This is a genomic window from Streptomyces sp. NPDC020362 (genome assembly GCF_040642095.1).
In the GTDB taxonomy this organism is placed as follows: Bacteria; Actinomycetota; Actinomycetes; order Streptomycetales; family Streptomycetaceae; genus Streptomyces.
The window spans coordinates 14,733-37,222 of record NZ_JBFAET010000032.1 but is presented as its reverse complement, the minus strand read 5'-3'; the positions used below and the strand labels follow the sequence as shown (position 1 = coordinate 37,222).

Here is a 22,490-nt window from a genome sequence, read left to right as displayed (position 1 = left end):
CGTTCAGGACGCGGACTCGGCGGCCCTGCTCAACAGCAGTGCACGCTCCCTCTCGTTGCCGGCCAGCCCCGCCGCCCTGACGAACTCCTCGCGGGCCTCGGCGGTGCGCCCGAGCCGTGCCAGCAGATCGCCGCGCACGCTGGGCAGCAGGTGGTAGTCGCGCAGGGCGGGTTCGGCGGCCAGGGTGTCGACCAGCTTCAGCGCCTCGGCCGGGCCGTCGGCCATCGACACGGCGACGGCGCGGTTCAGCTCCACGACCGGGGACGGGGAACGGGCCGCGAGCAGGCCGTACAGGGTGGCGATGGTCCGCCAGTCGGTCTCCTCGTAGGAGTACGCGTGCGCGTGGCAGGCGGCGATGGCCGCCTGGAGGGCGTAGGGGCCCGGGGCACCGGTGGCCGTGGCGTCGGCGCGGCCGAGGGCCCGGATGCCACGGGCGATGAGCATGCGGTTCCAGCGGCGGCGGTTCTGGTCCTTCAGGAGCACGGGTGTGCCGTCGGGACCGGTGCGGGCGGCCGTGCGGGAGGCCTGGAACTCCAGGAGCGAGGTCAGGGCGTGCACCTCGGGTTCCTTGGGCATCAGCGAGGAGAGCACCCGAGCCAGGCGCAGGGCGTCCTCGCACAGCCCGGGGCGCAGCCAGTCGTCGCCTGCGGTCGCCGCGTAACCCTCGTTGAAGATCAGGTAGATGACGTCCAGGACGGAACCGAGGCGGGCCTCGCGGTCGGGTCCGCAGGGCACCTCGAAGGCGACGTTCCTGGTGGCCAGGGTGCGCTTGGCACGGACGATGCGCTGGGCGATCGTCGGCTCCGGGACCAGGTGGGCCCGGGCGATCTCGGCCGTCGTCAGACCGCCGAGCAGGCGCAGGGTCAGCGCGGTGCGGGCGTCCGGGGACAGCACCGGGTGGCAGGTGGTGAAGACCAGCCGCAGCAGGTCGTCGTCGATGTCGTCCGGGGCGGCCGGCTCCTCGAACGGCACCGTGGTCGTGAGGTCGCGGCCGATCTCGGCGAGCTTGCGGGCATAGGTCTCGCGGCGCCGGACCAGGTCGACGGCGCGGTGCCGGGCGGTGGCCATGAGCCAGGCGCCGGGGTTGTCGGGCACGCCGTCCCGGGGCCACTTCTCCAGCGCCGCCACCAGCGCGTCCTGCGCCAGCTCCTCGGCGATACCGACGTCCCGCACGATCCGGGCGACGCCGGCGACGACCCTCGGGGACTCCAGGCGGAAGACGGTCTCGATCGCGTGCGCCGCGGTGGGCTGTGGTTCCACAGCCCACCATGCAACACCCTCGGACGGCCCGGGGCAAAGGACCGCTCAGCCCTCGGCGATCTCCCGGACCTCGCAGGTCACGGTCCAGTGCTCCTCGTGGACCTGCAGGAACCGCTTGGTCCACTCCAGGGCCTCGGCCTTGTCCTTGCACTGCATGATCGCGTAGCCGCCGACGACCTCCTTGGACTCGGTGAAGGGCCCGTCGGTGACGGAGATCTTGCCGCCCTCCCAGTGCATCCGGGTGCCCTGGGCGGAGGGGGTGAGCCCGGCGGTGTCCAGCATGACGCCGGCCTTGGTGACCTCCTCGATCAGCTTGCCCATCCGCTGCATCAGTTCCTCGCTGGGGCCCTCGGCGGGGGCGGAGGCCTCATCGATCTGCACGAGCGACAGGTAGCGGGGCATGGTGACTCCTTCGGCCGGGCGGCGGGGCCTTTCCCCGCCGCTCACCCATGCGTCGAACGGGAGACGCCGGGTTCGACACGCTCACTGACATTTCTCGAAAGAATTTTTTCCGCGGACGTGCGGTCCCGCCACTTCAGCGCGAACCCGGACTCCGCCTTCGTGTACGGCGCCCCGACGGCCTTGCCGCCGAAGACCGGGGCCGCGTCCGTGACCAGGCCCGTGGGGCGGCCGCGCAGGACCCGGGCCGCGCCGTTGCCCGTGTCCTCGCCCGGCGCCGAGGCGGCCAGGCCGGCATGTCCGTTGCGGTTGATGTCGACCAGGGCGACGGTGCAGCCGAAGCCGTCGTTCACCTCGGCGGTGCCGGGTACGCCCCCGGTGCACTGCCGGTCGTGCCGATCAGCGCAGGGAGGCCCACAGGTCGCTCGCCGCCGGTTCCCCCGCCACGACCCGGTTGTGGTCGGAGGGTGCCTCGACGACCGGCAGCATCACGGTCCTCACCCGGTCGGAGGTGAGGCCCCTCAGGCTCCGGCCGAGCTTCGTCAGCTCGCCCAGGGAGTCCAGGCCGGTGTCCGTGGTGAGGCTGGCGGTGACCGCTTCGGCCACCCGGTAGAGCTTGGCGGGATCGGTGAGCAGGTCGATGGCCGCCATCCGGTCCAGGAGGGCTTTGACGAGCTTTTGCTGCAGGCCTATGCGGCCCAGGTCGCTGCCGTCGCCTATGCCGTGCCGGGTACGTGCCAGGGCAAGGGCCCGGGCGCCGTCGAGCCGGTGGGTGCCGGCGTCGAGGCGGAGATGGCTCTTGTCGTCGTCGATGTCCTGGTCGGTGGTGACCGTGACCCCGCCGAGGGCGTCCACCAACTTGGCGAAGCCGGAGAAGTCGACCTCGACGTAGTGGTCCATGCGGACGTTCGTCATCGACTCGACGGTCTTCACCGCGCACACCGGACCGCCCACCTCGTAGGCGCTGTTGAACATCGCCTGGTGGGCCACCGCCGTCGAGCCCCCGGAGGACAGCGGGCAGGACGGACGGGTGACCAGGGTGTCGCGCGGGATGCTGACGACGGTCGCCCTCGTACGGCCCGCGTCGATGTGCACGACCATCGCCGTGTCCGACCGGGCACCGGAGCTGTCGCCGCCGCCCAGGGCCTTGTTGGCCCTGCCGCTGCGCGAGTCGGAGCCGAGGACCAGGATGTTGAGGGATCCGGTCGGCAGGGGTCCTGCGGCGGCCGGGGCGGACGCGGCCGGGGTGGTCGTCGCCCTGGCCGGGCGGTTGTCGCCGAGCGCGCTGTCGATGTCGACGCTCTTGATGTTGTTGTCGAGGTGCCAGTACGCGTAGCCGGCGGTGGCCGCGCCCAGCACCAGGAATCCCGCCAGGGCGAGACCGGCGGCCTTCAGCGTTCTCGACCGCCGGCCCACCACTCTGCCCGCGTCGCCTTGCTCCTCGTGTCGCGTCACGGGCAGGAACGTAAGTCCGAATTATTAGCAGACTGTTAGCGCAAGCCGTGAGAGACGTATTTCTTGGGAACTTCTCATCCCGGCGCCACCGCGGGACGCGGCGCAGGTCCCGGTAACAGGTTCGGGGCCGTTGAACGTCTCGCCGGATGGACCGAGCGGCTTCGAAGCCGTGTGCGGTGCCCCTCGACACCCGTCGGTGCGCGCCGCCGGGCCGCCGAAGGCTCTGCCGTACTGCTGAGCGTCTTCGCGCGCCGCGGGTTCCCAGGACATTCGTGGCCCATTCTGGGATGTTCGTGGTCATTCCGACCGTGCCCGAAGGGAGTTCCGAGGGAACGGATCGAGCCACGGCGCGAGCACAGCCGAACCGCCTCCGCAAGACCCCCGGACGCACGTGTTCAGGATGCGTTCAGGTTGGCGCTGTCAGGGTCGACGCGGTCCCCCCGAACCGACAGGAGCACCCTTGACGACGACGAAGTCCGTGATGAAGAAACTGCCCGAGGTCACTCTGGCGTTCTGGATCATGAAGATCGCCGCCACGACCCTGGGCGAGACCGCCGGCGATCTGTTCGCGCAGACGCTGAAGCTCGGCTACTTCCTCACCACCATCGCCCTGTTCCTGGTCTTCGTGGTGACCCTGGTGGTCCAGCTGCGCTCCTCGCGCTACAACCCGTTCTTCTACTGGACCGTGATCCTGTCGACCTCCATGGCCGGCACCACGATGTCCGACTTCATGAACCGCGACGCCAGCACGAAGTACCTCTCGAACGGCGCCACGAAGCTGGGCTGGGGCCCGCAGGGCCTGGGCCTCGGCTACCCGGAGGGCGCGGCGATCCTGATCTCGATCCTGCTGCTGATCTTCCTCGGCTGGAAGCTGAGCGGGATGACCTTCCAGATCACCGAGATTGTCTCCTTCCGGGGCGAGGCCCTGTTCTGGTCGGCGATCCTGGTCTCCAACACCCTCGGCACCTCGATGGGCGACTTCCTCTCCGACAGCTCGGGCCTCGGCTACCTGGGCGGCGCAGCCCTGGTGACCGGCCTGCTGCTGGTGCTGCTCGCGCTGATGAAGGTGCCTGCCGTGCCGAACGTCCTGCTCTTCTGGGTCGCCTTCGTACTGACCCGCCCGCTGGGCGCCACGGCCGGTGACTTCCTCACCAAGCCGGTCGCCAAGGGCGGCCTGGACCTGGGCACGGCCGGCTCGTCGGCGGTGCTGCTCGCGATCCTGTTCGGCCTGATGGCCTACGCGCACCGGCAGGAACGGCGGTCCCGGGCGGCCGAGTTCGAAGGGCCCGAGGCGGAGGCGGTCCGGCCCCACAAGGCGGGCCGGCCGTAACGCGAAAACCCCGCCCCCGGGGAACCGGGGGCGGGGTTTCTCGTGGAGCGCCGGGCAGGCCTTGCACCTGCATCTCCCCGCAGGAAGCGGGACGTCTTTCCTTGGACCACCAACGCACTGTGTCCGGACCGGTGTTCCGGCCGTTCACTGTGTGATGATCATAGCGCCTTCACGGGCGTGCGCACCAGTCAGTGCTCCGACCGCTCCCCGTCCGCCTGCTCGAACCGCCAGCGGTGCACCGCCCGGGTCACCAACTCACCCTCCGGCTCCGGCAGTTCAGGGAGCGAGGCGTCGTACGGGGCGTCCCACCAGGTGATGACCAGCACCCGGTCCTGCGGGGCCCGGAAGGTCTCCCGGCGCAGCGGCTCGGGGGCGAGGCGCTGTTGCCGCGCCCAGGCCAGCAGCTCCTCACCGCGCCCTTCGGCGGCCCGGGCCTCCCACATCAGGGCGACGGTCACGAGTACAGGTTCTCCTTGCTGACCTCGTGCACATGGTCGTGGTCGTGTCCGCGGCCGGGCACGTGCGGGTCGGTCACCGGAAGGGAGGAGTCGGCGGACAGGTCCCAGTCGGAGGCGGCCCGGTTACGGGCGACCATCTCGGCGCCGAGCGCGGCGACCATCGCACCGTTGTCCGTGCACAGCTTGGGGCGCGGGACGCGCAGCCGGATGCCGGCCGCCTCGCAGCGCTCCTGGGCGAGGGCACGCAGCCGGGAGTTGGCGGCGACACCGCCGCCGATCATCAGGTGGTCGACCCCCTCGTCCTTGCAGGCGCGGACCGCCTTGCGGGTGAGGACGTCCACCACGGCCTCCTGGAAGGAGGCGGACACGTCACGGACCGGGACCTCCTCGCCGGCGGCGCGCTTGGCCTCGATCCAGCGGGCCACGGCGGTCTTCAGGCCGGAGAAGGAGAAGTCGTAGGCCGGGTCGCGCGGGCCGGTCAGGCCGCGCGGGAAGGCGATCGCCTCCGGGTCGCCCTCGCGGGCGTAGCGGTCGATGACGGGGCCGCCGGGGAAGCCGAGGTTCAGCACGCGCGCGATCTTGTCGAAGGCCTCGCCGGCCGCGTCGTCGATGGTCGAGCCCATCGGGCGGACGTCGGAGGTGATGTCCTCGGACAGCAGCAGGGAGGAGTGGCCCCCGGACACCAGCAGGGCCATCGTCGGCTCCGGCAGCGGGCCGTGCTCCAGCTGGTCCACACAGATGTGGGAGGCGAGGTGGTTGACGCCGTAGAGGGGCTTGCCGAGCGCGTAGGCGTACGCCTTGGCCGCCGAGACGCCGACGAGCAGGGCGCCCGCGAGGCCGGGCCCCGCGGTGACCGCGATGCCGTCGAGGTCCCTGGCGGAGACGCCCGCCTCCTTCAGGGCGCGGTCGATGGTCGAGACCATCGCTTCCAGGTGCGCCCGGGACGCGACCTCGGGTACGACGCCGCCGAAGCGGGCGTGCTCGTCGACGCTGGAGGCGACGGCGTCCGCCAGCAGGGTGGTGCCGCGGACGATGCCGACGCCGGTCTCGTCGCAGGAGGTCTCGATGCCCAGGACGAGGGGTTCGTCAGTCATTGGTCTCGGTTTCTTGTGCGGAGGCGGAGGCCGCGGCGGGGCCGCCGGGGGATTCGGTGGTCAGGCGCATCACCAGGGCGTCCACGTTCCCCGGCTGGTAGTAGCCGCGTCTGAAGCCGATGGGCTCGAAGCCGAAGCGCTCGTAGAGCTTCTGGGCGCGGACGTTGTCGACCCGGCATTCGAGCATGACCTCGGCGCACTCGAAGGCGGTGGCGGCCTTCAGCAGCTCGGTCAGCAGGCGGGCGCCGAGGCCGGTGCCCTGCAGTGCGCGGGCGACGGCGATCGTCTGGACGTCGGCCTGGTCGCCGGAGGCGACGAGCCCGGCGTAGCCGACGACGCGGCCGTCGTCCTCGGCCACCAGGTAGCGGCGGGTGGCCTCGGGACCCCGGGAGTGGGCCAGCTCGGACCAGAACATGCCCCGGGACCAGGCGTCCTCGGGGAACAGGTCCTTCTCCAGCTCTAGCACCCGGTCGATGTCCCACCAGCGCATCTCGCGCAGTCGGAGGGTTGCCGGCTCAGTCACTTGGGGGTGACCACCTTGTAGTTCTTGGGGACCTGGGCGTCGGGTCGGCGCAGGTACAGCGGGCGCGGTGCCGGCAGTTCCTCCCCCGCGGCCAGCTTCTCGGCGGCCAGACGGGCGAGGGCGGCGGCGGACACGTGCTCGGGTTCGTGGGTGCTCGGGAACGTGTCCGGGTACAGCAGCGCACCCGCGCCGACCGCGGGGAGCCCCGCGACCTGCTCGGCGATGTCGCCGGGCCGGTCGACGGCCGGGCCGGTCAGACGGGTGCGGGAGTCGGCGTACTTCGCCCAGTAGACCTCCTTGCGCCGGGCGTCGGTCGCCACGACGAAGGGGCCCTTCTCGATGTCGGCTGCGTAGGCGAGGCCGTCCAGCGTGCACAGACCGTACACGGGGACGCCGAGCGCGAGGCCGAAGGTGTCGGCGGTCATCAGGCCGACGCGCAGACCGGTGTAGGGGCCGGGGCCGATACCGACGACGATCCCGGTGACCGTGTCCAGCTTGAGCCCGGCTTCGGCTAGCAAACGGTCGACGGCCGGCAGCAGCAGCTCTCCGTGCCGGCGCGCGTCCACCTGGCTCGACGAGGCGATGACGTCCGTGCCGTCGTGCAGCGCGACGGTGACGGCGGGTGTGGCGGTATCCAGAGCGAGCAAGAGCACGCGAACAGCCTACGGCGCCTGCGGCTCGCGCACGGCCGTCCGGGGCGGACCGTGACTGACTGCTACGGTCTGTACGAAGTACGACATATGGCACGAATCAGAGGCGGTGCACGTGGCAGGGACCAGCTCGGGGATCGTGGCCGGCCTCATCGCGGCGGCCGTCGGCACCGTGGGATTCCTCGCCTACCAGGCACAGGCGACCGTCCCGCCGGGCCTGGGCGGCCGGCCCGGATCGAACGGGTCCCCCTCGGCGACGGCCACCAAGGCACCGCGCGACCGGGGCAGTCCGGGCGCCCTGCCGAGTGCTTCCGGCACGGGTGAACGGGTCGTGTACTCGGTGGACGACGACCGGGTCTGGCTGGTCGACGAGAGGGGCCGGGTGCAGCGCACCTTCGGGGTGCGGCCGGGCACCGTCGACCCGCCGCCGGGAAAGTACTGGGTCACCTCCCGCACCCACGCGGCCACCGGCACGGACGGCATCCCGATCGAGCACGTGGTGCGCTTCACCACCATCGACGGCGTGACGATCGGCTTCAGCGCGGCCGTGGGTACCGGGTCCGGCTGGGCCGCCGAGACGGTGAAGACCGGCGGCATCCGGGAGACGCGGGCGAACGGCGACGCGATGTGGAGGTTCGCGACGATCGGCGTGCCGGTGATGGTGATCCGCTAGGCGCCCAGGGCCCAGACGCTCAGGGCCCGCTCAGGGTTCAGGCGCTCCGCGGGAGCTGCCGCGCCATGTCGTCCGTCGACTGCGGTGCCGTCGTGGCCGGTCGTGCGGTTCCCCGCGCCCCTTCGGCGCACGGCGGTCTGGAGACCACGGCCGCGGCCGCGCACGCCGCCAGCAGCTCGTGCATGGTCACCCCGGTGAGCGCGGGCGGCTCGGTCGGCTGTTCCGTGGGCCGCGAAGCGGACATGGGCGCCTCCTGACGTGCGGGGGCGGGCGTAGTTAGGCACACCTAACCACGGGCTGGGTACCATGTGACCACGCCCGGGACGTCCTGCGCAATATGTTGCCGACGGCCTGTCGGAAAGTTGATCCGTTCAGGCCGCGAGCGTCTCCAGGTCCGCGTCCGTCCAGCGCTGCCCGAGCCCGGTCAGCGTCACGTGCCGTACCTCGTCCGTCGTGTCCCCGACGGCCCGGTGGATGACGACCCGCAGCCGGTCCTCGGTCAGCTCCTCGACCTTGCCCTCGCCCCACTCCACGACCATCACCGAGTCGGGCAGGGAGATGTCCAGATCGAGGTCCTCCATCTCGTCGAGGCCGCCGGAGAGCCGGTAGGCGTCGACGTGGACGAGGGGCGGCCCGTCGCCGAGGGAGGGGTGCACACGGGCGATCACGAAGGTCGGCGAGGTGACCGCACCGCGCACCCCGAGCCCCTCGCCGAGTCCGCGGGTCAGCGTCGTCTTGCCCGCGCCCAGCTCTCCGGTGAGCATCACCAGGTCGCCCGCGCGCAGCAGCTCGGCCAGCCGTCGGCCCAGCTCCCGCATCTGCTCGGGGGAGGTGATCGTCAGCCGGGTCTCAGCGGGGTTGTGCGGTGCTGCTGGTGCTTCCATAGCCACTTACGGTAGCCCCTGCGGGCACCGCTCCGGCGCGGGTGAGCAGGTCGGCGAGCCGGTCGGTGACCACTTCCGGGTGCTCCAGCATGACGAGGTGCCCGGCGTCCGGCACCAGCACCAGCTCGGCGTCGGGCAGCAGGTCGGCGATGACCTCACTGTGCTCGCTGGGCGTGATCAGGTCCTGCACCCCGGCCAGCACCAGTACCGGGATGTCCCGGAAGCAGGAGAGCGCATCGGTCTTGTCGTGGTCCGTGAAGGCCGGGTAGAACTCGGCGACCACGTCGATCGGCGTGGACTCGATCATCCGCTCGGCGAACCGCTCGACCGCCGGGTCCACGTCCCGGGACGCGAACGAGTACCGCTTGATGATCCCGGCGAACAGGTCGGCGGTGGCCCGGCGCCCCTTCTCCACCAGTTCCGCCTGCTGCCCGAGCGCCTTCAGCACGCCGGGCAGGACCCGGCGCACCGCGTTGACGCCGGCCACGGGCAGCCCGAAGCTGACCTCGCCGAGCCGCCCCGACGACGTGCCGACCAAGGCGGTGGCGACGACCCGGTCCCGGATCAGCTCCGGGTGCTGGGCGGCCAGGGCCATGATCGTCATCCCGCCCATGGAGTGGCCGACCAGCACGATCGGCCCGTCCGGCACGGCCGCGTCGAGGACCGCCTTCAGGTCACGGCCGAGTTCCTCGATGGTGACGGGCACCCCGTCCTGGGACTGGGCCACGCCCCGCCCGGACCGCCCGTGGCTGCGCTGGTCCCAGTGCACGGTGCGCACGACCCCGCGCAGGGCCGCCCGCTGGAAGTGCCAGGAGTCCTGGCTGAGGCAGTAGCCGTGGCAGAAGACGACGGTGACCGGGGCGGGCGCCTTGCGGCCGAAGAGCCGGCGGCGGCGCGGGGAGACATGCGGACCCGGGTCGGGTTCGACGTCGTCGACCTCGTAGTACAGCTCCGTGCCGTCGTCGGCCGAGGCCTTGCCGGGCGTGCCGCGCAGGGTGCCGTAGGGGCCCGCCGAGTCCAGTGCCAGCCGGGCCCTGCGGCGCATCCCGCGGCCGACGGTCATCCGCTCGATGGCCACACCGGCGGCCGCGCCCGCGGCGAGGACGCCTATCGCGGCACCGGCGATGCCGGTCGCCCTGCGCCAGCTCGCCGACCCGGTGGCGGAGGCGACGGCCGCCGAGGCGACGACGTCCGCCACGGCCTCCGCACTGCTCTCGCTCACGTCCGCTCCTCTTCGCCGTACTGCAGTTCGCTGGATGAATGAAACAGGTGGTGCCGGTGTGGTGCGTGGTGTGCCGGTGGTGACAGGGGCGGTGGAGCGCAAGGCGCCCCGTACTGAAGGGGTTACCCCTCTTGTTCCCCGTTCACATAGACGCGAGGAACGCGCGTTCCGATCCGCGTGACGATTTCGTATGCGATCGTGCCGCAGGCCTGCGCCCAGTCCTCGGCGGTGGGCTCGCCCCGGTCGCCGGGGCCGAACAGCACCGCCTGAGCGCCCACTTCGGGTTCGTCCCCGCCCAGGTCGACCACGAACTGGTCCATGGCGACGCGCCCGGCGACGGTCCGCCACTTGCCGTCGACCAGCACCGGACCGGTGCCGGAGGCGTGCCGCGGAATGCCGTCCGCGTAGCCGACCGGAACGAGTCCGAGGGTGGTCGCGCCGGGGGTGACGTAGTGGTGGCCGTAGCTGACGCCGTGCCCGCCCGGCACATGCTTGACCAGCGCGAGCGAGGCGCTGAGCGTCATCACGGGCCGCAGGCCGAAGTCGGCCGGGGTGCCCAGCTCGGGGCTGGGCGAGATGCCGTACAGGGCGATACCGGTACGGACCAGGTCGAAGTGGGTCTCCGGAAGGGTCAGTGTGGCCGGGGAGTTGGCGAGGTGCCGCACCTCGGGGCGCACGCCCTGCTCCTCGGCGTACGCCACCATCTCGCCGAACCGGGCGAGCTGGGCGGCGATGGAGGGGTGCCCGGGTTCGTCGGCACAGGCGAGGTGGGACCACAGACCGGTGACCCGGACCAGTCCCGCGCGTTCGGCGCGCAGGGCCTCGCCGACCAGTTCGGGCCAGTCGGCGGGCTGGCAGCCGTTGCGCCCGAGCCCGGTGTCGGCCTTCAGCTGCACCCGGGCGGGCCGCCCCGCCTGCCGGGCCGCCTCCGTCACCTCCCGCAGCGCCCACATCCCGCTGAGCGAGACGTCGATGTCCGCCTCGACGGCCTGCCGCCAGGGCCCTCCCGGGACCCACAGCCAGCACAGGACGCGCGTGTCCAGACCGGCGGCGCGCAGCGCGAGGGCCTCCTCGGGCGTGGCGGTGCCCAGCCAGGTGGCGCCCGCCTCGACGGCCGCACGGGCGCACGGCACCGCCCCGTGGCCGTACCCGTCGGACTTGACGACGGCCATCAGGGCCGCGCCCTTCGCCCGGGCACGCAGGGTGCGCACATTGGCGCGCAGGGCGGCCAGATCGATCTCGGCCCGGGCGCGCAGGGGCGCGGTCGGCACAGCTGCAGTCTCACTCATGGCGCCCCCAGTCTCTCAGAGGGCCGCGGCGGCCCCGGGTGCAGTCCTAGCTACCGGGCCGCCTGCCCCACACGTAGACGTGGTCGCCCTTCTTCAGGACGTCCCACAGCTTGCGCGCGTCGCCGAGCTTGAGGTTGACGCAGCCCATGGAGCCGACGGTGGTGTAGATGGTGCCGTAGACGGCGTGGAAGGCCTCGCCGCCGTCGAAGAACTGGGCGTACGGCATGGGCTGGTTGTACAGGGTCGACACATGGTTCTTGTGCCGCCAGTAGATGGTGTGCCAGCCCTTGCGGGTGATGTGTTCGGGGCGCCCGCTGCGCATCGGGACCGGCCCGAACACCACCTTGCTGCCCTTCTGCACCCAGGTCAGCTGCCGGTCCAGATCGACACAGGCCACGCGGTACGAGCGGACCGGACACTTCTTGGCCGCGTTGGGATTCTTCTTCGCCGAGATCAGCATCATCGTCGACCAGGTGACGGGTCCGGCGAAGCCGATGGCGGGCTTGATCTTGTGCTTGACCTGGAAGGCGCGGATGGCCTTGCAGTCGACGGAGGACTGCTTGCCGTCCACCTTCCGCTTCAGCCAGCGCTCCACCTGACGCTGATAGGGACCGGCCTGCTTGCTGCACGTCACCCTCGCGACGGCGTCGTCGAGCGGCACGTACTCGATGAGGTCGTACGTCCCCGGAGCCGCTTCCCGGGGCTCCAGGGCGTCCTCGCTCCTGCTGGGCCTGTAGATCTTCGGCGGCAGCGCCTGGTCGGGCGTGTCGATCTGCCAGGGCTGCGACGGGCCGGGCGGGACACCGGGGACCAGTTCCGGGACCGGTGCCGGAGCCGGAGCAGGTGCCGGGGGTGCCGGCGTGGCTGCGGACAGGGGGGCGCCTACGGCGGTTCCGGCCGCCGGGAGGGCGGTCGCGGTGGCGAGCAGCACCGCGACGCCTCGGTACACGATTCGTCTGCTGATCATGCGATCAGCCAAACGTGCGGGCCTGCCGGATCCGGGGTGCCGCGCTGAGGGGTCACCCACGGGGTGGACCTGGGTACAGCCCATTCGGCAATCAGGTGCAGTCCGGGCGCGCCGCCCGCCCGGCATCGTCGAGGGCATGCGGACGAGACAGTGGTGGAAGACACGGGCAGGGGTCTATCTGGCGGTCGCCTTCGTGGCGGCCGGAGCGCTGGGAGCCGTTCAGCCGGCCACCGGGATCCCTGCGGAGGTCGTCCAACTGACCCAGTTCGGCCCGGCGCTGGGAGTGGGCGCGGCGGCGCTGCTGTGGCCCACCCCCACGCGCGGCCTGCTGGCCGGTCCCCCGGGACGTACGGCCCCTTCCCCGCGGCTGCTCCTCGCCGCACCTGTCCTGATCATCCTCTTCTCGGCGGTGCCGTACGCCCTCCTCACGCGCACCGCCCACGCCACGGACCCGCGCACCCTCGGCCACCCCTTCCTCCTCGTCGCCCTCGCCCAACTGGTCGGCGCCTGCGGCGAGGAGATCGGCTGGCGCTGCTTCCTCCAGCCCCTGCTGCGCACCCGATTCGGACCGCTCGCCTCGTCGGTGGCGGTCGGGCTGGTGTGGGGCCTGTGGCACGTGCAGGTGCTCGCACAGAGCCCGGCCTACGCGGCGGGCTTCCTGCTGGCGACGGTCGCGATGTCCGTCACCCTCGGCCTGGCCCTGGAGCGACTCGGCGGACTTCGCCGTCTGCTCCTCGCGGGCTGCTTCCACGCGCTGGTGAACCTCGGGATGCTGCTGTTCATGGACGAGGAGACGGGCAGAGCGATGCCGATGCTCCTCTTCGGCCTGGCCTGCGCCCTGACGGCGGCCCCCTGGACACGGCGCTCCTGGCGGCGCGCGCCGGTTACGATCCCGGCGACCACGGGGTGAACGGGGCGGGGACATGAGGGCGGGCTTCCTCAAGAGAGGCGACCGGGCGGCGCAGGGTGTGCGGGCCGACAGAGGCCAGGGCACGAGGACGGGGCTCCTCGGAAGAAGCGGCCGGGAGACACTCGGGCGGCACCGGGCAAGCGAGCCGACAGAGGCCGGAGCATGAAGACGGGGCTCCTCGGAAGAAGCGGCCTGGCGGCACCGGGCAGGCGGACCGACAGAGGCCGGGGCATGACGGCGGAACCGGGCATGCGGGCAGGGGGAGACCGGGGCATGACGGCGGAACCGGGCATGCGGGCAGGGGGAGACCGGGGCATGACGGCGGAACCGGCGCACACGCGGGGGCGCTTCCGGGGCGGCGCCTGGATCGCGCTCGGGCGATGCCAGGTGCTCGGGCTGCACGGGTTTCTCGTGGCCGGTGCCGGGATGCTGGTCGGCGGGGTGCTGGCGCTGCTGCCGGTCGGGGTCGGTTTCCGGCTGCTGCCGTCCGCGGCCGGGCAGCTGCGCCGGCTGTCCGACCGGTACCGCGCCCGGGCGGCCCGCTGGAGCGGACGCCCCCTCGGCCGGCCCGACCCCCTCCCCCACGGCACCTCGGCCCGCCGCACCGGCGCCGCGGTCCTCGGGGACGACGGCTTCTGGCACGACCTGCGCTGGGCCTGGCTGGAGCCGTGGACGGGCGGACTGCTGGCGGCTCTTCCACTCGCCCTGGTCGAGTACGGGGTGTTCGGCGCCCTCGTCCAGCCCTTCGTCTGGCGCCGGCTGGGCGACGGGAACTGGTACGCCTTCGTACCGGTCACCTCCACGGCCACCATGCTGGCGGCCCTGCTGCTGGGGCTGGCCCTGATCGCGGCGGGCCTGCGCCTGGCGCCGGTCATGACGGCCCTGCACGCCCGCCTCACCCACCGCCTCCTCTCCGTCCCGCGCACCGTCGAACTGACCCGGCGCGTGGCCCGCCTCACCGACACCCGGGCCGCCGCCCAGGACGTCCACGCGGCCGAACTCACCCGTATCGAACGCGACCTGCACGACGGCGCCCAGGCCCGTCTGGTGGCCCTGGGCCTCACCCTGGACGAGGCGACCCGCCTGCTGGAGAGCGACCCCGGCCGGGCCCGTGCCCTCCTCCTGGACGTCCGGGCCGCCTCCGAACGCGCGCTGCAGGACCTGCGCGACCTCGTGCACGGCATCCTTCCCCCGGTCCTGGCCGACCGGGGCCTCGCCGACGCGGTCCGCTCCCTGGCGCTGGACAGCCACCTGGACGTGGCGGTGGACGCCCGTCTGCCGCCGGCCCGCCTGCCCCCGCCCGTCGAGGCGGCGGCCTACTTCGCGGTGTCCGAACTCCTCGCCAACGCGGCCAAGCACGCGGACGCGACGCGGGTGGACATCACCCTCACCCACGACGGCACGCACCTGCGCGTGGGCGTCACCGACGACGGCCGCGGCGGAGCGGACGCCTGCGCCGGAACCGGACTGCCCGGGGTACGGCGCCGGTTGGATACCTTCGACGGCACGCTCGCCCTGCACAGCCCGCCGGGCGGACCGACCACCGCAACCCTGGAGATCCCGTGCGCGTCGTCCTCGCCGAAGACCTCTTCCTCCTCCGCGACGGCCTGACCCGCACCCTGCGCGAGCACGGCTGCGAGGTCGTCGCCTCGGTGGACAACGGCCCCGCGCTGGTCCGGGCCCTGACGCGGACGGACCTGGACGTGGCGGTGATCGACATCCGGCTGCCCCCGACGCACACGGACGAGGGCCTGAAGGCGGCCCTGGAGGCCCGCCGCAGCCGCCCGGGGCTGCCGGTCCTGATCCTGTCCCAGTACGTCGACCAGCTCTACGCCCATGAACTCCTCGCCTCCGGCGAGGGCTCGGTCGGCTACCTGCTCAAGGACCGCGTCACCCACACTGCGCAGTTCATCGACGCGCTGCGCACGGTCGCCACCGGCGGCACGGTGATGGACCCCCAGGTCATCGCCAAGCTCCTGACCCGCAGCGAGAAGCGGGGGCGCACCGGCTCCCTGACCCCCCGCGAACACGAGGTCCTCGCCCTCATGGCCGAGGGCCGCTCCAACACGGCCGTCGCCCAGGCGCTGCACATCAGCGAGAGCGCGGTGGCCAAACACATCGCGTCGATCTTCGCCAAGCTGCGCATAGAACAGTCCCCGGAGGACAACCGCCGGGTGCTGGCGGTGCTGGCGTATTTGAAGGGGTGAGGCGGGGGACCTCTCCGTCGGCGGTGCGGCTGCCGCCCCGAGGGGCTTGTCTACCTGCCGGGTCGAGCGGGCGGGTAGACGTCCCTCCAGGCCTCCGGAATCCGCGCGGCGACATCGTGCGCCCCCACCGGCGCCCCCTCCGCCGCGAACCGCCCCGCGAGCCCGTGCAGATACGCCGCCACGCTCCCCGCGTCCACCGCAGGCAGCCCCGCCGCCAGCAACGACCCGGCGAGCCCCGACAGCACATCCCCGCTCCCGGCCGTGGCCAGCCACCCCGTCCCCGTGGCATTCACCCGCACCGCCCCGCCCGCGAAGTCGGCGACCAGCGTCGTCGACCCCTTCAGCAGCACGGTCGCCCGGTAGACCGCCGCCAGCTCCCGCACCGCGGCCAGCCGAGCCCCCTCGACCTCCTCCCGCCGCACCCCGAGCAGCGCGGCCGCCTCCCCGGCGTGCGGGGTCATCAGCGTCGGCGCCGTACGCCCCCGCACCGCGTTCCGCTCGGCCAGCCGCAGCCCGTCCGCGTCCAGCAGCACCGGCACGTCGATGTCCAGCACCTCCGCCACGGTGGCCGCGTCGTCCCCGGCGCCGGGACCCACCACCCAGGCCTGCACCCGCCCGGCCTTGGCGGGCCCCTCGTCGGAGACCAGCGTCTCCGGGAAGCGGCCGATGACGGCGCCGGCCGCGGGCCCGACGTACCGCACGGCACCGGCGCCGCCCCGCAGCGCCCCGGAGACGGCGAGCACCGCGGCCCCGGGATACCGCGAGGACCCGGCGGCGATGCCCACGACCCCCCGCCGGTACTTGTCGCTCTCCGCCGCGGGCACCGGCAGCAGCCGCGCCACGTCCGCGTGCTGCAGCGCCTCCAGCTCGGCCTCGGGCGGCAGTTCGAGCCCGATGTCGACGAGCCGTACGGATCCGGCGTACTCCCGCGCCGGATCGATCAGCAGCCCCGGCTTGTGGGTCCCAAAGGTGACGGTGAGATCGGCCCGGACCGCCGTGCCCCGTACCTCCCCGGTGTCCGCCTCGACCCCGCTGGGCAGATCGACGGCGACGACTGGGGCCCGGGACCGCTCGACGGCGCCGGCGAGCGCCGCCGCGTCCGGCCGCAGCCCGCCCTTCCCGCCGATCCCGACGATGCCGTCCACGACGAGGTCGGACCGCTCGATCACCGGCTCGGCACCGCCGGGTTCCACGACCGAACCGCCCGCCCTGCGCAGGGCCGCGAGGCCACCGGAGTGCGTCCGCCCGGGCGAGAGCAGCACGGCCGTGACGCCGGCCCCGCGACGGGCCAGCCGCGCCCCCGCGTACAACGCGTCCCCGCCGTTGTCCCCGCTCCCGACGAGCAGCACCACCCGGCTGCCGTACACCCGCCCGAGCAGGTCCGCACAGGCAGCGGCCAGCCCTGCGGCGGCCCGCTGCATCAGCGCCCCGTCCGGCAGCCGCGCCATCAGCTCCCGCTCGGCCGCCCTCACCGTCTCCACGCTGTACGCAGTACGCATGGCTTCGAGTCTGCCCCGGAAACGCCGGTGACCGCACCCGGCTCGCTCAGCCCTCGGCGATCACCACGGCCGACGCCACCCCCGCGTCATGGCTGAGCGACACGTGCCAGGACTGCACGCCGAGTTCCGCCGCCCGTGCGGCCACGGTCCCCGTCACCCGCAGCCGGGGCTGCCCGCTGTCCTCGACGTACACCTCGGCGTCGGTCCAGTGCAGCCCGCCCGGCGCGCCCAGCGCCTTGGCGACCGCCTCCTTGGCGGCGAACCGCACCGCGAGGGAGGCGATACCGCGCCGCTCCCCGCTGGGCAGCAGCAACTCACTCTCCAGGAACAGCCGATCGGCCAGCCCCGGCGTCCGGTCCAGCGACGCCCGGAACCGATCGATCTCGGCGACGTCGATACCGACTCCGATGATGCTCATGGAGGGCAGCCTACGGTCAGCCGCCTGCGGCGACGGTCACTGCGCGAGCAGTCTGGCCAGCTCCGCCCGGGCGGCCAGCGTGTCGGGGTGGTCCGCACCGAGCACGCGCGCGCGGTCCTCGCTCACCTCACGCACCTGTGCCACGGCCGTCGCCACGTCGCCGGTCCGGGCGATGACCCGGGCTCGCCCGAACCTGGTTCTGAGCACCTCCGGGTGGAGGGGGTTGCCGTAACGGGCCAGCCGGGTCCGGAGCAGCACGTCGAGCTCGGCCAGTGCGGTGACCGGGTCGCCGAGCTCCGCCTTGAGCATGGCCATGTTGAAGCGGGTGATCAGAACCGCGGGATGCGAGTCACCGAGGGCTTCCCGCTGGTCCGTGAGCAACTCCTCGTGAAGTGTCAGCGAACCCGCGGGATCGCCCAGCTCCCAGGTGAAGCGCGCGATGTTCAGCCGTGCCAGCAGGGCGTTGGGGTGGTTCTCGCCGCGGATGCGCTGCACGTCCGGCAGCAGGGCCAAGAAGCCGTCGAGAGCTTCCTGTCTGCGTCCGGACTCCCCCAGGAACTTGCAGATGTTGAACCGGCTGAAGAGCACTTGCGCGTGGTCCTCGCCGAACACGGCGATCCGGTCCCGCAGGAGTTCGTCGTGCAGCGCCAGCGCCGTCTCGTAGCGGCCCAGCATGCCGTGCCAGTAGGCGATGTAGTGGCGGCTCTCCAGCACGGCCTGGTCGGTCGGCCCGAGCACCCGGCGCTGATCCTCCAGCAGCTGCTCGTGGAGCCGCAGCCCCTCCTGCATGGCCCCGCCCCGGCCCGTCCAGCGAAGCTGCGGTACGCATGCGTAGTAGCGGCGTTGCACAGATGCCCGCAGTGGCCACCTGCCAAAGGAGTGTGTCTTCCTGTTCCAGATACTGCGGCCACTGACGTCGTGGGCCGGGGCGCGATCTGGCGCAGCGAAAGGACCCTAGGATGAAGCGACTGATGGTCGTGTACGGGACCAGACCGGAGGCCATAAAGATGGCGCCCGTGATCGAGGCGCTCCGCCAGTCCCCGATGTTCCACCCGATGGTGACAGTGACCTCCCAGCACCGCGAGTTGCTCGACCAGGTGCACGCATTGTTCGGCATCCGCCCCGAACATGACCTGGATATCCTCACCCACCGCCAGTCTCTGGCCGACATCACCGTGCGCGTCCTCGATGGATTGTGTCCGCTGCTGCAGCGGGAGACTCCAGACGCCGTGCTGGTCCAGGGCGACACCACAACCGCGTTCGCGGGGGCTCTCGCCGCCTTCTACAGCCGTATCCCTGTGGTCCATCTGGAAGCCGGTCTGCGCACCCACGATCGGTACGCGCCCTTCCCTGAGGAGGTCAACCGTCGGCTCGTCACCCAACTGGCGTCCCTGCATCTGGCGCCTACCCGTCACGCCCGGGACAACCTACTGCGGGACGGTGTTGCCCCGTCGTCCGTCGTTGTCACCGGGAACACGGTCATCGACGCCCTGCGCTGGGCGGTCGGACGCAGGGTGCGCTACGGGGACCCGGCGCTGTCCGACCTCGACGACACGGCCCGCCGGGTCTTGTTGGTGACGGCCCATCGCCGGGAGGCGTGGGGGAATGGCATGGAGTCTATTGGTGGCGCTCTTGCTGATCTCGCACGAAGCGAGCCCGACCTGCTCATTGTGGTGCCACTGCACCCCAACCCGGTGGTGCGGATGACGATCCGGCCCTGGGTGCAGCATCTGGAGAACGTGCGTCTGACGGAACCTCTCGGCTATGGAGCCTTTGCCCACTTGCTGGGCCGCGCGCACCTCATACTCACCGACAGCGGCGGCGTCCAGGAGGAGGGCCCAGGTCTGGGCAAGCCTGTGCTGGTCATGCGGGACACCACGGAACGCCCCGAGGCCCTGAGGGCCGGCACCTCTCGGCTCGTGGGGACCAATCGCGAACGCATAGTGAAAGAGGTGCGGCGGCTCCTTCACGACCGATCGGCGTACGCAACGATGGCGAGGGCCGTCAACCCGTACGGCGACGGGCTCGCTGCGGACCGTACAGTACGGGCGATCGGTCACTGGCTGGGGCTGTGCGCGCGGCCCGCGGAGTTCGCCGCTGGCGACGCGTCAGCGCCAGAGGCTGCGCGTGTCGAACACGGCCTTCCCACGCAGCGCGGTCCGCTTCACCCCCCGGAAGGCGTCGTGGTCCACAAGCAGGACGATGACGTCCGCGTCTCGCACGGCGGTGGTGACGTCTACGAGTTCGACCCTGCCCGTACGTGCCAGTGACTCGGGGAGCGCCTGGATGTGGGGCTCTGCCACCAGTAGCTGGCCGACCTGGCGATCGGCCAGCTGCCTGACGATGTGCAGGGCGGGGCTCTCCCTGAGGTCGTCGATGTTCGCCTTGAAGGCGAGCCCGAGACAGGCGATCACCGGATCCTTGAACCGTCCGGCCGTGTGGATGACCTCGCCGAGGAGGTGGTTGGGCCGGTCGTCGTTTACCTCGCGGGCGAGGCGGATGAGCCGGGCCTGCTCGGGCGCGGCGGAGACGATGAACCAGGGGTCCACGGCTATGCAGTGCCCGCCGACGCCCGGCCCGGGCCGCAGAATGTCGACGCGGGGGTGCCGGTTGGCCAGGTCGATCACGTCCGCTACATCGGCGCCAAGCTGATCGCAGAGTATGGACAGCTCGTTGGCGAAGGCGATGTTGACGTCCCGGAAGGCGTTCTCGCTTAGCTTGGCAATCTCTGCCGTCGTGGCATCGGTTAGCAAGCATTCCCCTCTGGTGAACACCTCGTAGAGCTCTCGCGCCCGCAAGGCACAGCCTTCGCTGACACCCGCCACCACCCGGTCGTTGGTCACGATCTCGATCATCGTACGACCCGGCAGAACACGCTCGGGACAGTAGGCGACCCGAATGTCCGGCACAGCGGGCGTCTCGTGAGGGAACGTCAGATCGGGTCGGCTCTTTCCGAGCCATTGGGACAATTCCACGGTCGTGCCAGGCGGCGATGTGGACTCCAGAACGACGAGGTCACCCGTCTTGAGCACTCCCGCCACCGAGGCTGCGGCGGTACGTACGTACGACAGATCGGCGGTGCGGTCCTCGTGGAGTGGCGTAGGCACGGCGATGATGAAGGCATCGGCCGCCTCGGGCACCGCAGTCGCCCGCAAACGCCCCGTCGCCACGGCCCCGCTCACCGCCGCGGCCAGGTCGGGCTCGACGAAGGGGACACGGCCGGCGTTGACGAGGTCGACGGTGACGGAGTTGACGTCGACGCCGATGACATTGATTCCGTTGGTGGCGAGGGCAGCTGCGGTGGGAAGGCCGATGTAGCCGAGTCCGATGACGCAGACGGTGGGAAACACGAGGTGAATACCTTCTTGAGGATGGCCCGACGCTCACCGGCCGGGTGATGGTTTCGGCAACCTGGTTTCGCTGTGCTGGCGCCACGACATCAGATCGATGAAAAAACAAAGGGAAATCCGACGCCCCCTGTGACGTGATACCGACCAGAAAATACATGAACCGCAACCGCAACCCTTTGCGACGAACTGGCCCTGCGTGACGACTCAACGCGCGACGAGGCCAAAAACGCCTCCACTCAATTCTGCGCCGCGAAGAGGGCAGGATGCCGCGGGAAACCGACACTCGAAAAACGAGTCGACACCACAGAATCATCTCCGCCACATTGAAGCCTGGGATGGAGTTTCACATTCATCTATTCGGGCCGATTCGCGGAGGCAAGCCTGAACGGTCAACCAGTCAAGGCCGGTACGCCTCGGCCGAAGACATGACTGAAATCTGGCTGCTCAAACGTGGTGGACGTGCAGCATTCGACCTTGCCATCAATATATGTCAAGGCGACGACACAGCTACCATGTCTGCCATCAGATGCATGCAGATCGACAGCACCTTCCTGTGCCACTAGACGGCCGCCGCTAAAATTGACTGAACCCTCACAAGCAGAATGCCCGGCCCATCCTGACCCGCCGGACCGGCCGGACCAGCCGCGAAAGAATTGGTCGATGTGTCGCGTGTGCAGGTATGACCGACAGGGATACCGTCAGATTGCAGCAGATAACCATGCCGCGTAAAAACATGGGACCACCTCCACCCGTGAATGCCATTTACAGGAAAATAACTGCTTGGCAATGACATGTCAAGAGACTGTTTACTCATGTTTCATCGTATATGCGGTGCCCGCTTACAGCGGCTATTGAGCTTGAACTCGTGAAGTCGTCCGGGCGAGGGAGAGCCCTTCCTGCGAGGCAGCCGTCGACAAGGTCGGGGCCGGATCACCGGGGTATGCCCACGGCGGGACCAGGTGCGGAAGGTGGGCGGCGTCATCGAAAAGCCGGACTCCCCTTCGACCTGGAGAGCTTCTCCTGGGGCGCCAGCACGATGGCTTACCTGGGCGGCAGTGTGACGAAACTGGACACAGCGATCCGCGACGTCCCCACCGGCGCGATCTACGTCGACACAGAAGATCAACTGGCCACATACCAAGCCCGCTTCCATAACGTGAAAGCCATGGCACTCGAACCGGAACAGTCGCGCGACCTCATCCGGAGGATGGTGAAAGGGCTGTGAGGTACCCCATGACCACACCGGACAACTGGCGAAAGTCGCCCTACTCCGCCGGCGGCGATGGCGACGACTGCGTGGAGATCGCGAACTCCCGCACCCACATGGCCGTCCGCGACTCAAAGGCGCCGGCCAGAGCGATCCTCACCTTCCGGACCGGGACCTTCGCGGCCTTCGTGCAAGCCCTCGGCTCCTCGCGATCATGACAAGCCCCTGCTCCCAGTAGTCTTCGCCGTGACCGGTGATCCGTTGTTCAGCGGACGCCATGGCACACAACGGGAGGACAGCGCTTTGAAGTTGAAGGCACTGGGAACCGCACTCGCCACCGCTGCGCTCGTCGGTACGGCCCTCACCGGCACCGTCGCCGTCGCCGGTACCGCCGCCGCGCAGCCCCTCACGGCAACGGCCTCGGCCCTTCCGAAGGACTGCAGCAAGGCGATCGTCAACGTGAAGGCCAAGGAGACCGTCAACGTCCGCACCTCACCGAAGACGACCGCCACGGCCGTCGGCATCTGGGGCAAGGGCAAGAAGGGCTCGGTCTGCAACGACGGCAAGGCCTACCGGGGCGGCTCGTACAAGGCCTGCGGCAAGAAGAGCAACCTGTGGTACTACGGCGGCGACCGGAAGACCGGCTGGGTCCCGAAGACCTGCATCAACTGGTGATCTCCCGGTCGGCCGACGGC

General features: G+C 71.1%; 25 protein-coding genes and 1 pseudogene. 9 read left to right on the top strand and 17 right to left on the bottom strand.

All coding sequences use genetic code 11. The features are described from left to right. Positions 1 to 3: 3 nt before the first annotated feature. Genes AB0H32_RS15370 through AB0H32_RS15355 form a run of 4 tightly spaced genes read right to left on the bottom strand, consistent with a single transcriptional unit; the run spans position 4 to position 3,114 of the window. Positions 4 to 1,260, bottom strand: coding sequence for a sigma-70 family RNA polymerase sigma factor (locus tag AB0H32_RS15370; protein ID WP_361119629.1), 1,257 nt, complete (start codon positions 1,258 to 1,260; stop codon positions 4 to 6). A 45-nt stretch (positions 1,261 to 1,305) separates the two neighbouring features. Further along, on the bottom strand, positions 1,306 to 1,662 hold the full coding sequence (locus tag AB0H32_RS15365; protein ID WP_361119627.1) for a YciI family protein: 357 nt from the start codon (positions 1,660 to 1,662) through the stop codon (positions 1,306 to 1,308). A gap of 41 nt (positions 1,663 to 1,703) precedes the next feature. Next, complete coding sequence (locus tag AB0H32_RS15360) at positions 1,704 to 2,012, bottom strand: FG-GAP repeat protein (RefSeq protein WP_361119625.1); 309 nt, start codon at positions 2,010 to 2,012, stop codon at positions 1,704 to 1,706. A 46-nt stretch (positions 2,013 to 2,058) separates the two neighbouring features. Next, positions 2,059 to 3,114 carry an LCP family protein gene (locus tag AB0H32_RS15355; protein ID WP_361119623.1) on the bottom strand — a complete coding sequence of 352 codons (1,056 nt, stop codon included), beginning with the start codon at positions 3,112 to 3,114 and terminating at the stop codon, positions 2,059 to 2,061. 460 nt (positions 3,115 to 3,574) lie between these two features. On the opposite strand from AB0H32_RS15355, the gene AB0H32_RS15350 reads away from it, so the two are divergent. Next, a complete protein-coding gene (locus AB0H32_RS15350; protein WP_361119621.1) occupies positions 3,575 to 4,444 on the top strand; it encodes a hypothetical protein in 870 nt (289 codons plus the stop codon). A gap of 188 nt (positions 4,445 to 4,632) precedes the next feature. Here AB0H32_RS15350 and AB0H32_RS15345 read toward each other — a convergent pair whose 3' ends face one another. Genes AB0H32_RS15345 through tsaB form a run of 4 tightly spaced genes read right to left on the bottom strand, consistent with a single transcriptional unit; the run spans position 4,633 to position 7,172 of the window. Next, positions 4,633 to 4,902, bottom strand: coding sequence for a hypothetical protein (locus AB0H32_RS15345; RefSeq protein ID WP_361119619.1), 270 nt, complete (start codon positions 4,900 to 4,902; stop codon positions 4,633 to 4,635). Further along, on the bottom strand, positions 4,899 to 5,996 hold the full coding sequence (gene tsaD, locus AB0H32_RS15340; RefSeq protein WP_361119618.1) for a tRNA (adenosine(37)-N6)-threonylcarbamoyltransferase complex transferase subunit TsaD: 1,098 nt from the start codon (positions 5,994 to 5,996) through the stop codon (positions 4,899 to 4,901). The genes AB0H32_RS15345 and tsaD overlap by 4 nt, the downstream gene beginning before the upstream one ends. Further along, positions 5,989 to 6,519 carry a ribosomal protein S18-alanine N-acetyltransferase gene (rimI, locus tag AB0H32_RS15335; RefSeq protein ID WP_361119616.1) on the bottom strand — a complete coding sequence of 177 codons (531 nt, stop codon included), beginning with the start codon at positions 6,517 to 6,519 and terminating at the stop codon, positions 5,989 to 5,991. Before rimI ends, tsaD begins: the two co-directional genes overlap by 8 nt. Beyond that, positions 6,516 to 7,172, bottom strand: a complete 657-nt coding sequence (gene tsaB, locus AB0H32_RS15330; protein ID WP_361119614.1) for a tRNA (adenosine(37)-N6)-threonylcarbamoyltransferase complex dimerization subunit type 1 TsaB — start codon at positions 7,170 to 7,172, stop codon at positions 6,516 to 6,518. Before tsaB ends, rimI begins: the two co-directional genes overlap by 4 nt. A 112-nt stretch (positions 7,173 to 7,284) precedes the next feature. Between tsaB and AB0H32_RS15325 the strand changes: the two genes are divergently transcribed. Next, positions 7,285 to 7,842, top strand: a complete 558-nt coding sequence (locus tag AB0H32_RS15325; protein ID WP_361119612.1) for a hypothetical protein — start codon at positions 7,285 to 7,287, stop codon at positions 7,840 to 7,842. A gap of 37 nt (positions 7,843 to 7,879) precedes the next feature. On the opposite strand, the gene AB0H32_RS15320 is transcribed toward AB0H32_RS15325, so the two are convergent. The 5 genes from AB0H32_RS15320 to AB0H32_RS15300 form a co-directional block, all read right to left on the bottom strand. Next, positions 7,880 to 8,086, bottom strand: coding sequence for a hypothetical protein (locus AB0H32_RS15320; RefSeq protein ID WP_361119610.1), 207 nt, complete (start codon positions 8,084 to 8,086; stop codon positions 7,880 to 7,882). A gap of 127 nt (positions 8,087 to 8,213) precedes the next feature. Next, positions 8,214 to 8,726 carry a tRNA (adenosine(37)-N6)-threonylcarbamoyltransferase complex ATPase subunit type 1 TsaE gene (tsaE, locus tag AB0H32_RS15315; RefSeq protein ID WP_361119608.1) on the bottom strand — a complete coding sequence of 171 codons (513 nt, stop codon included), beginning with the start codon at positions 8,724 to 8,726 and terminating at the stop codon, positions 8,214 to 8,216. After that, complete coding sequence (locus AB0H32_RS15310; RefSeq protein WP_361119606.1) at positions 8,692 to 9,948, bottom strand: alpha/beta hydrolase; 1,257 nt, start codon at positions 9,946 to 9,948, stop codon at positions 8,692 to 8,694. The genes tsaE and AB0H32_RS15310 overlap by 35 nt, the downstream gene beginning before the upstream one ends. Positions 9,949 to 10,070: 122 nt before the next feature. Further along, positions 10,071 to 11,237: an alanine racemase gene (gene alr / locus AB0H32_RS15305; RefSeq protein ID WP_361119604.1), complete on the bottom strand. Its 1,167-nt coding sequence runs from the start codon at positions 11,235 to 11,237 to the stop codon at positions 10,071 to 10,073. A gap of 46 nt (positions 11,238 to 11,283) precedes the next feature. Further along, complete coding sequence (locus AB0H32_RS15300; RefSeq protein ID WP_361119602.1) at positions 11,284 to 12,204, bottom strand: L,D-transpeptidase; 921 nt, start codon at positions 12,202 to 12,204, stop codon at positions 11,284 to 11,286. Between the two features lie 136 nt (positions 12,205 to 12,340). Between AB0H32_RS15300 and AB0H32_RS15295 the strand changes: the two genes are divergently transcribed. The 3 genes from AB0H32_RS15295 (at position 12,341) to AB0H32_RS15285 (ending at position 15,321) form a co-directional block, all read left to right on the top strand. Beyond that, a complete protein-coding gene (locus AB0H32_RS15295) occupies positions 12,341 to 13,114 on the top strand; it encodes a CPBP family intramembrane glutamic endopeptidase (protein WP_361119600.1) in 774 nt (257 codons plus the stop codon). Between the two features lie 315 nt (positions 13,115 to 13,429). Further along, positions 13,430 to 14,725: a sensor domain-containing protein gene (locus tag AB0H32_RS15290; protein ID WP_361119598.1), complete on the top strand. Its 1,296-nt coding sequence runs from the start codon at positions 13,430 to 13,432 to the stop codon at positions 14,723 to 14,725. Next, on the top strand, positions 14,677 to 15,321 hold the full coding sequence (locus AB0H32_RS15285; RefSeq protein WP_361119596.1) for a response regulator transcription factor: 645 nt from the start codon (positions 14,677 to 14,679) through the stop codon (positions 15,319 to 15,321). Before AB0H32_RS15290 ends, AB0H32_RS15285 begins: the two co-directional genes overlap by 49 nt. 50 nt (positions 15,322 to 15,371) lie before the next feature. Here AB0H32_RS15285 and AB0H32_RS15280 read toward each other — a convergent pair whose 3' ends face one another. Genes AB0H32_RS15280 through AB0H32_RS15270 form a run of 3 tightly spaced genes read right to left on the bottom strand, consistent with a single transcriptional unit; the run spans position 15,372 to position 18,027 of the window. After that, positions 15,372 to 16,820, bottom strand: coding sequence for an NAD(P)H-hydrate dehydratase (locus tag AB0H32_RS15280; RefSeq protein WP_361119594.1), 1,449 nt, complete (start codon positions 16,818 to 16,820; stop codon positions 15,372 to 15,374). Between the two features lie 46 nt (positions 16,821 to 16,866). Continuing rightward, a complete protein-coding gene (locus AB0H32_RS15275) occupies positions 16,867 to 17,238 on the bottom strand; it encodes a holo-ACP synthase (RefSeq protein ID WP_361119592.1) in 372 nt (123 codons plus the stop codon). 36 nt (positions 17,239 to 17,274) lie between these two features. Then, positions 17,275 to 18,027, bottom strand: coding sequence for a tetratricopeptide repeat protein (locus AB0H32_RS15270; protein ID WP_361119590.1), 753 nt, complete (start codon positions 18,025 to 18,027; stop codon positions 17,275 to 17,277). A 170-nt stretch (positions 18,028 to 18,197) separates the two neighbouring features. Here AB0H32_RS15270 and wecB point away from each other — a divergent pair. Then, positions 18,198 to 19,280, top strand: a pseudogene (wecB, locus tag AB0H32_RS15265) (UDP-N-acetylglucosamine 2-epimerase (non-hydrolyzing)); the annotation flags it as partial. Positions 19,281 to 19,346: 66 nt separating this feature from the next. Here wecB and wecC read toward each other — a convergent pair. Further along, positions 19,347 to 20,588: a UDP-N-acetyl-D-mannosamine dehydrogenase gene (gene wecC, locus AB0H32_RS15260; protein WP_361119588.1), complete on the bottom strand. Its 1,242-nt coding sequence runs from the start codon at positions 20,586 to 20,588 to the stop codon at positions 19,347 to 19,349. 940 nt (positions 20,589 to 21,528) lie between these two features. Here wecC and AB0H32_RS15255 point away from each other — a divergent pair. The 3 genes from AB0H32_RS15255 to AB0H32_RS15245 all read left to right on the top strand — a co-directional run bounded on the left by AB0H32_RS15255 (position 21,529) and on the right by AB0H32_RS15245 (position 22,470). After that, positions 21,529 to 21,813 carry a Scr1 family TA system antitoxin-like transcriptional regulator gene (locus tag AB0H32_RS15255; RefSeq protein WP_361119586.1) on the top strand — a complete coding sequence of 95 codons (285 nt, stop codon included), beginning with the start codon at positions 21,529 to 21,531 and terminating at the stop codon, positions 21,811 to 21,813. Positions 21,814 to 21,821: 8 nt separating this feature from the next. Beyond that, positions 21,822 to 22,013 carry a DUF397 domain-containing protein gene (locus AB0H32_RS15250; protein WP_361119584.1) on the top strand — a complete coding sequence of 64 codons (192 nt, stop codon included), beginning with the start codon at positions 21,822 to 21,824 and terminating at the stop codon, positions 22,011 to 22,013. 85 nt (positions 22,014 to 22,098) lie between these two features. Then, positions 22,099 to 22,470: a hypothetical protein gene (locus AB0H32_RS15245; RefSeq protein ID WP_361119582.1), complete on the top strand. Its 372-nt coding sequence runs from the start codon at positions 22,099 to 22,101 to the stop codon at positions 22,468 to 22,470. Positions 22,471 to 22,490: the final 20 nt, after the last annotated feature.

Excerpts from the sequence above, each read along its gene's own strand:
- AB0H32_RS15365 (WP_361119627.1), bottom strand. The coding sequence starts at position 1,662 with ATGCCCCGCTACCTGTCGCTCGTGCAGATCGATGAGGCCTCCGCCCCC.
- tsaD (WP_361119618.1), bottom strand. The coding sequence starts at position 5,996 with ATGACTGACGAACCCCTCGTCCTGGGCATCGAGACCTCCTGCGACGAG.
- AB0H32_RS15320 (WP_361119610.1), bottom strand. The coding sequence starts at position 8,086 with ATGTCCGCTTCGCGGCCCACGGAACAGCCGACCGAGCCGCCCGCGCTC.
- tsaE (WP_361119608.1), bottom strand. The coding sequence starts at position 8,726 with ATGGAAGCACCAGCAGCACCGCACAACCCCGCTGAGACCCGGCTGACG.
- alr (WP_361119604.1), bottom strand. The coding sequence starts at position 11,237 with ATGAGTGAGACTGCAGCTGTGCCGACCGCGCCCCTGCGCGCCCGGGCC.
- AB0H32_RS15300 (WP_361119602.1), bottom strand. The coding sequence starts at position 12,204 with ATGATCAGCAGACGAATCGTGTACCGAGGCGTCGCGGTGCTGCTCGCC.
- AB0H32_RS15295 (WP_361119600.1), top strand. The coding sequence starts at position 12,341 with ATGCGGACGAGACAGTGGTGGAAGACACGGGCAGGGGTCTATCTGGCG.
- AB0H32_RS15290 (WP_361119598.1), top strand. The coding sequence starts at position 13,430 with ATGACGGCGGAACCGGCGCACACGCGGGGGCGCTTCCGGGGCGGCGCC.
- AB0H32_RS15280 (WP_361119594.1), bottom strand. The coding sequence starts at position 16,820 with ATGCGTACTGCGTACAGCGTGGAGACGGTGAGGGCGGCCGAGCGGGAG.
- AB0H32_RS15275 (WP_361119592.1), bottom strand. The coding sequence starts at position 17,238 with ATGAGCATCATCGGAGTCGGTATCGACGTCGCCGAGATCGATCGGTTC.
- AB0H32_RS15270 (WP_361119590.1), bottom strand. The coding sequence starts at position 18,027 with ATGCAGGAGGGGCTGCGGCTCCACGAGCAGCTGCTGGAGGATCAGCGC.
- AB0H32_RS15255 (WP_361119586.1), top strand. The coding sequence starts at position 21,529 with ATGCCCACGGCGGGACCAGGTGCGGAAGGTGGGCGGCGTCATCGAAAA.
- AB0H32_RS15250 (WP_361119584.1), top strand. The coding sequence starts at position 21,822 with ATGACCACACCGGACAACTGGCGAAAGTCGCCCTACTCCGCCGGCGGC.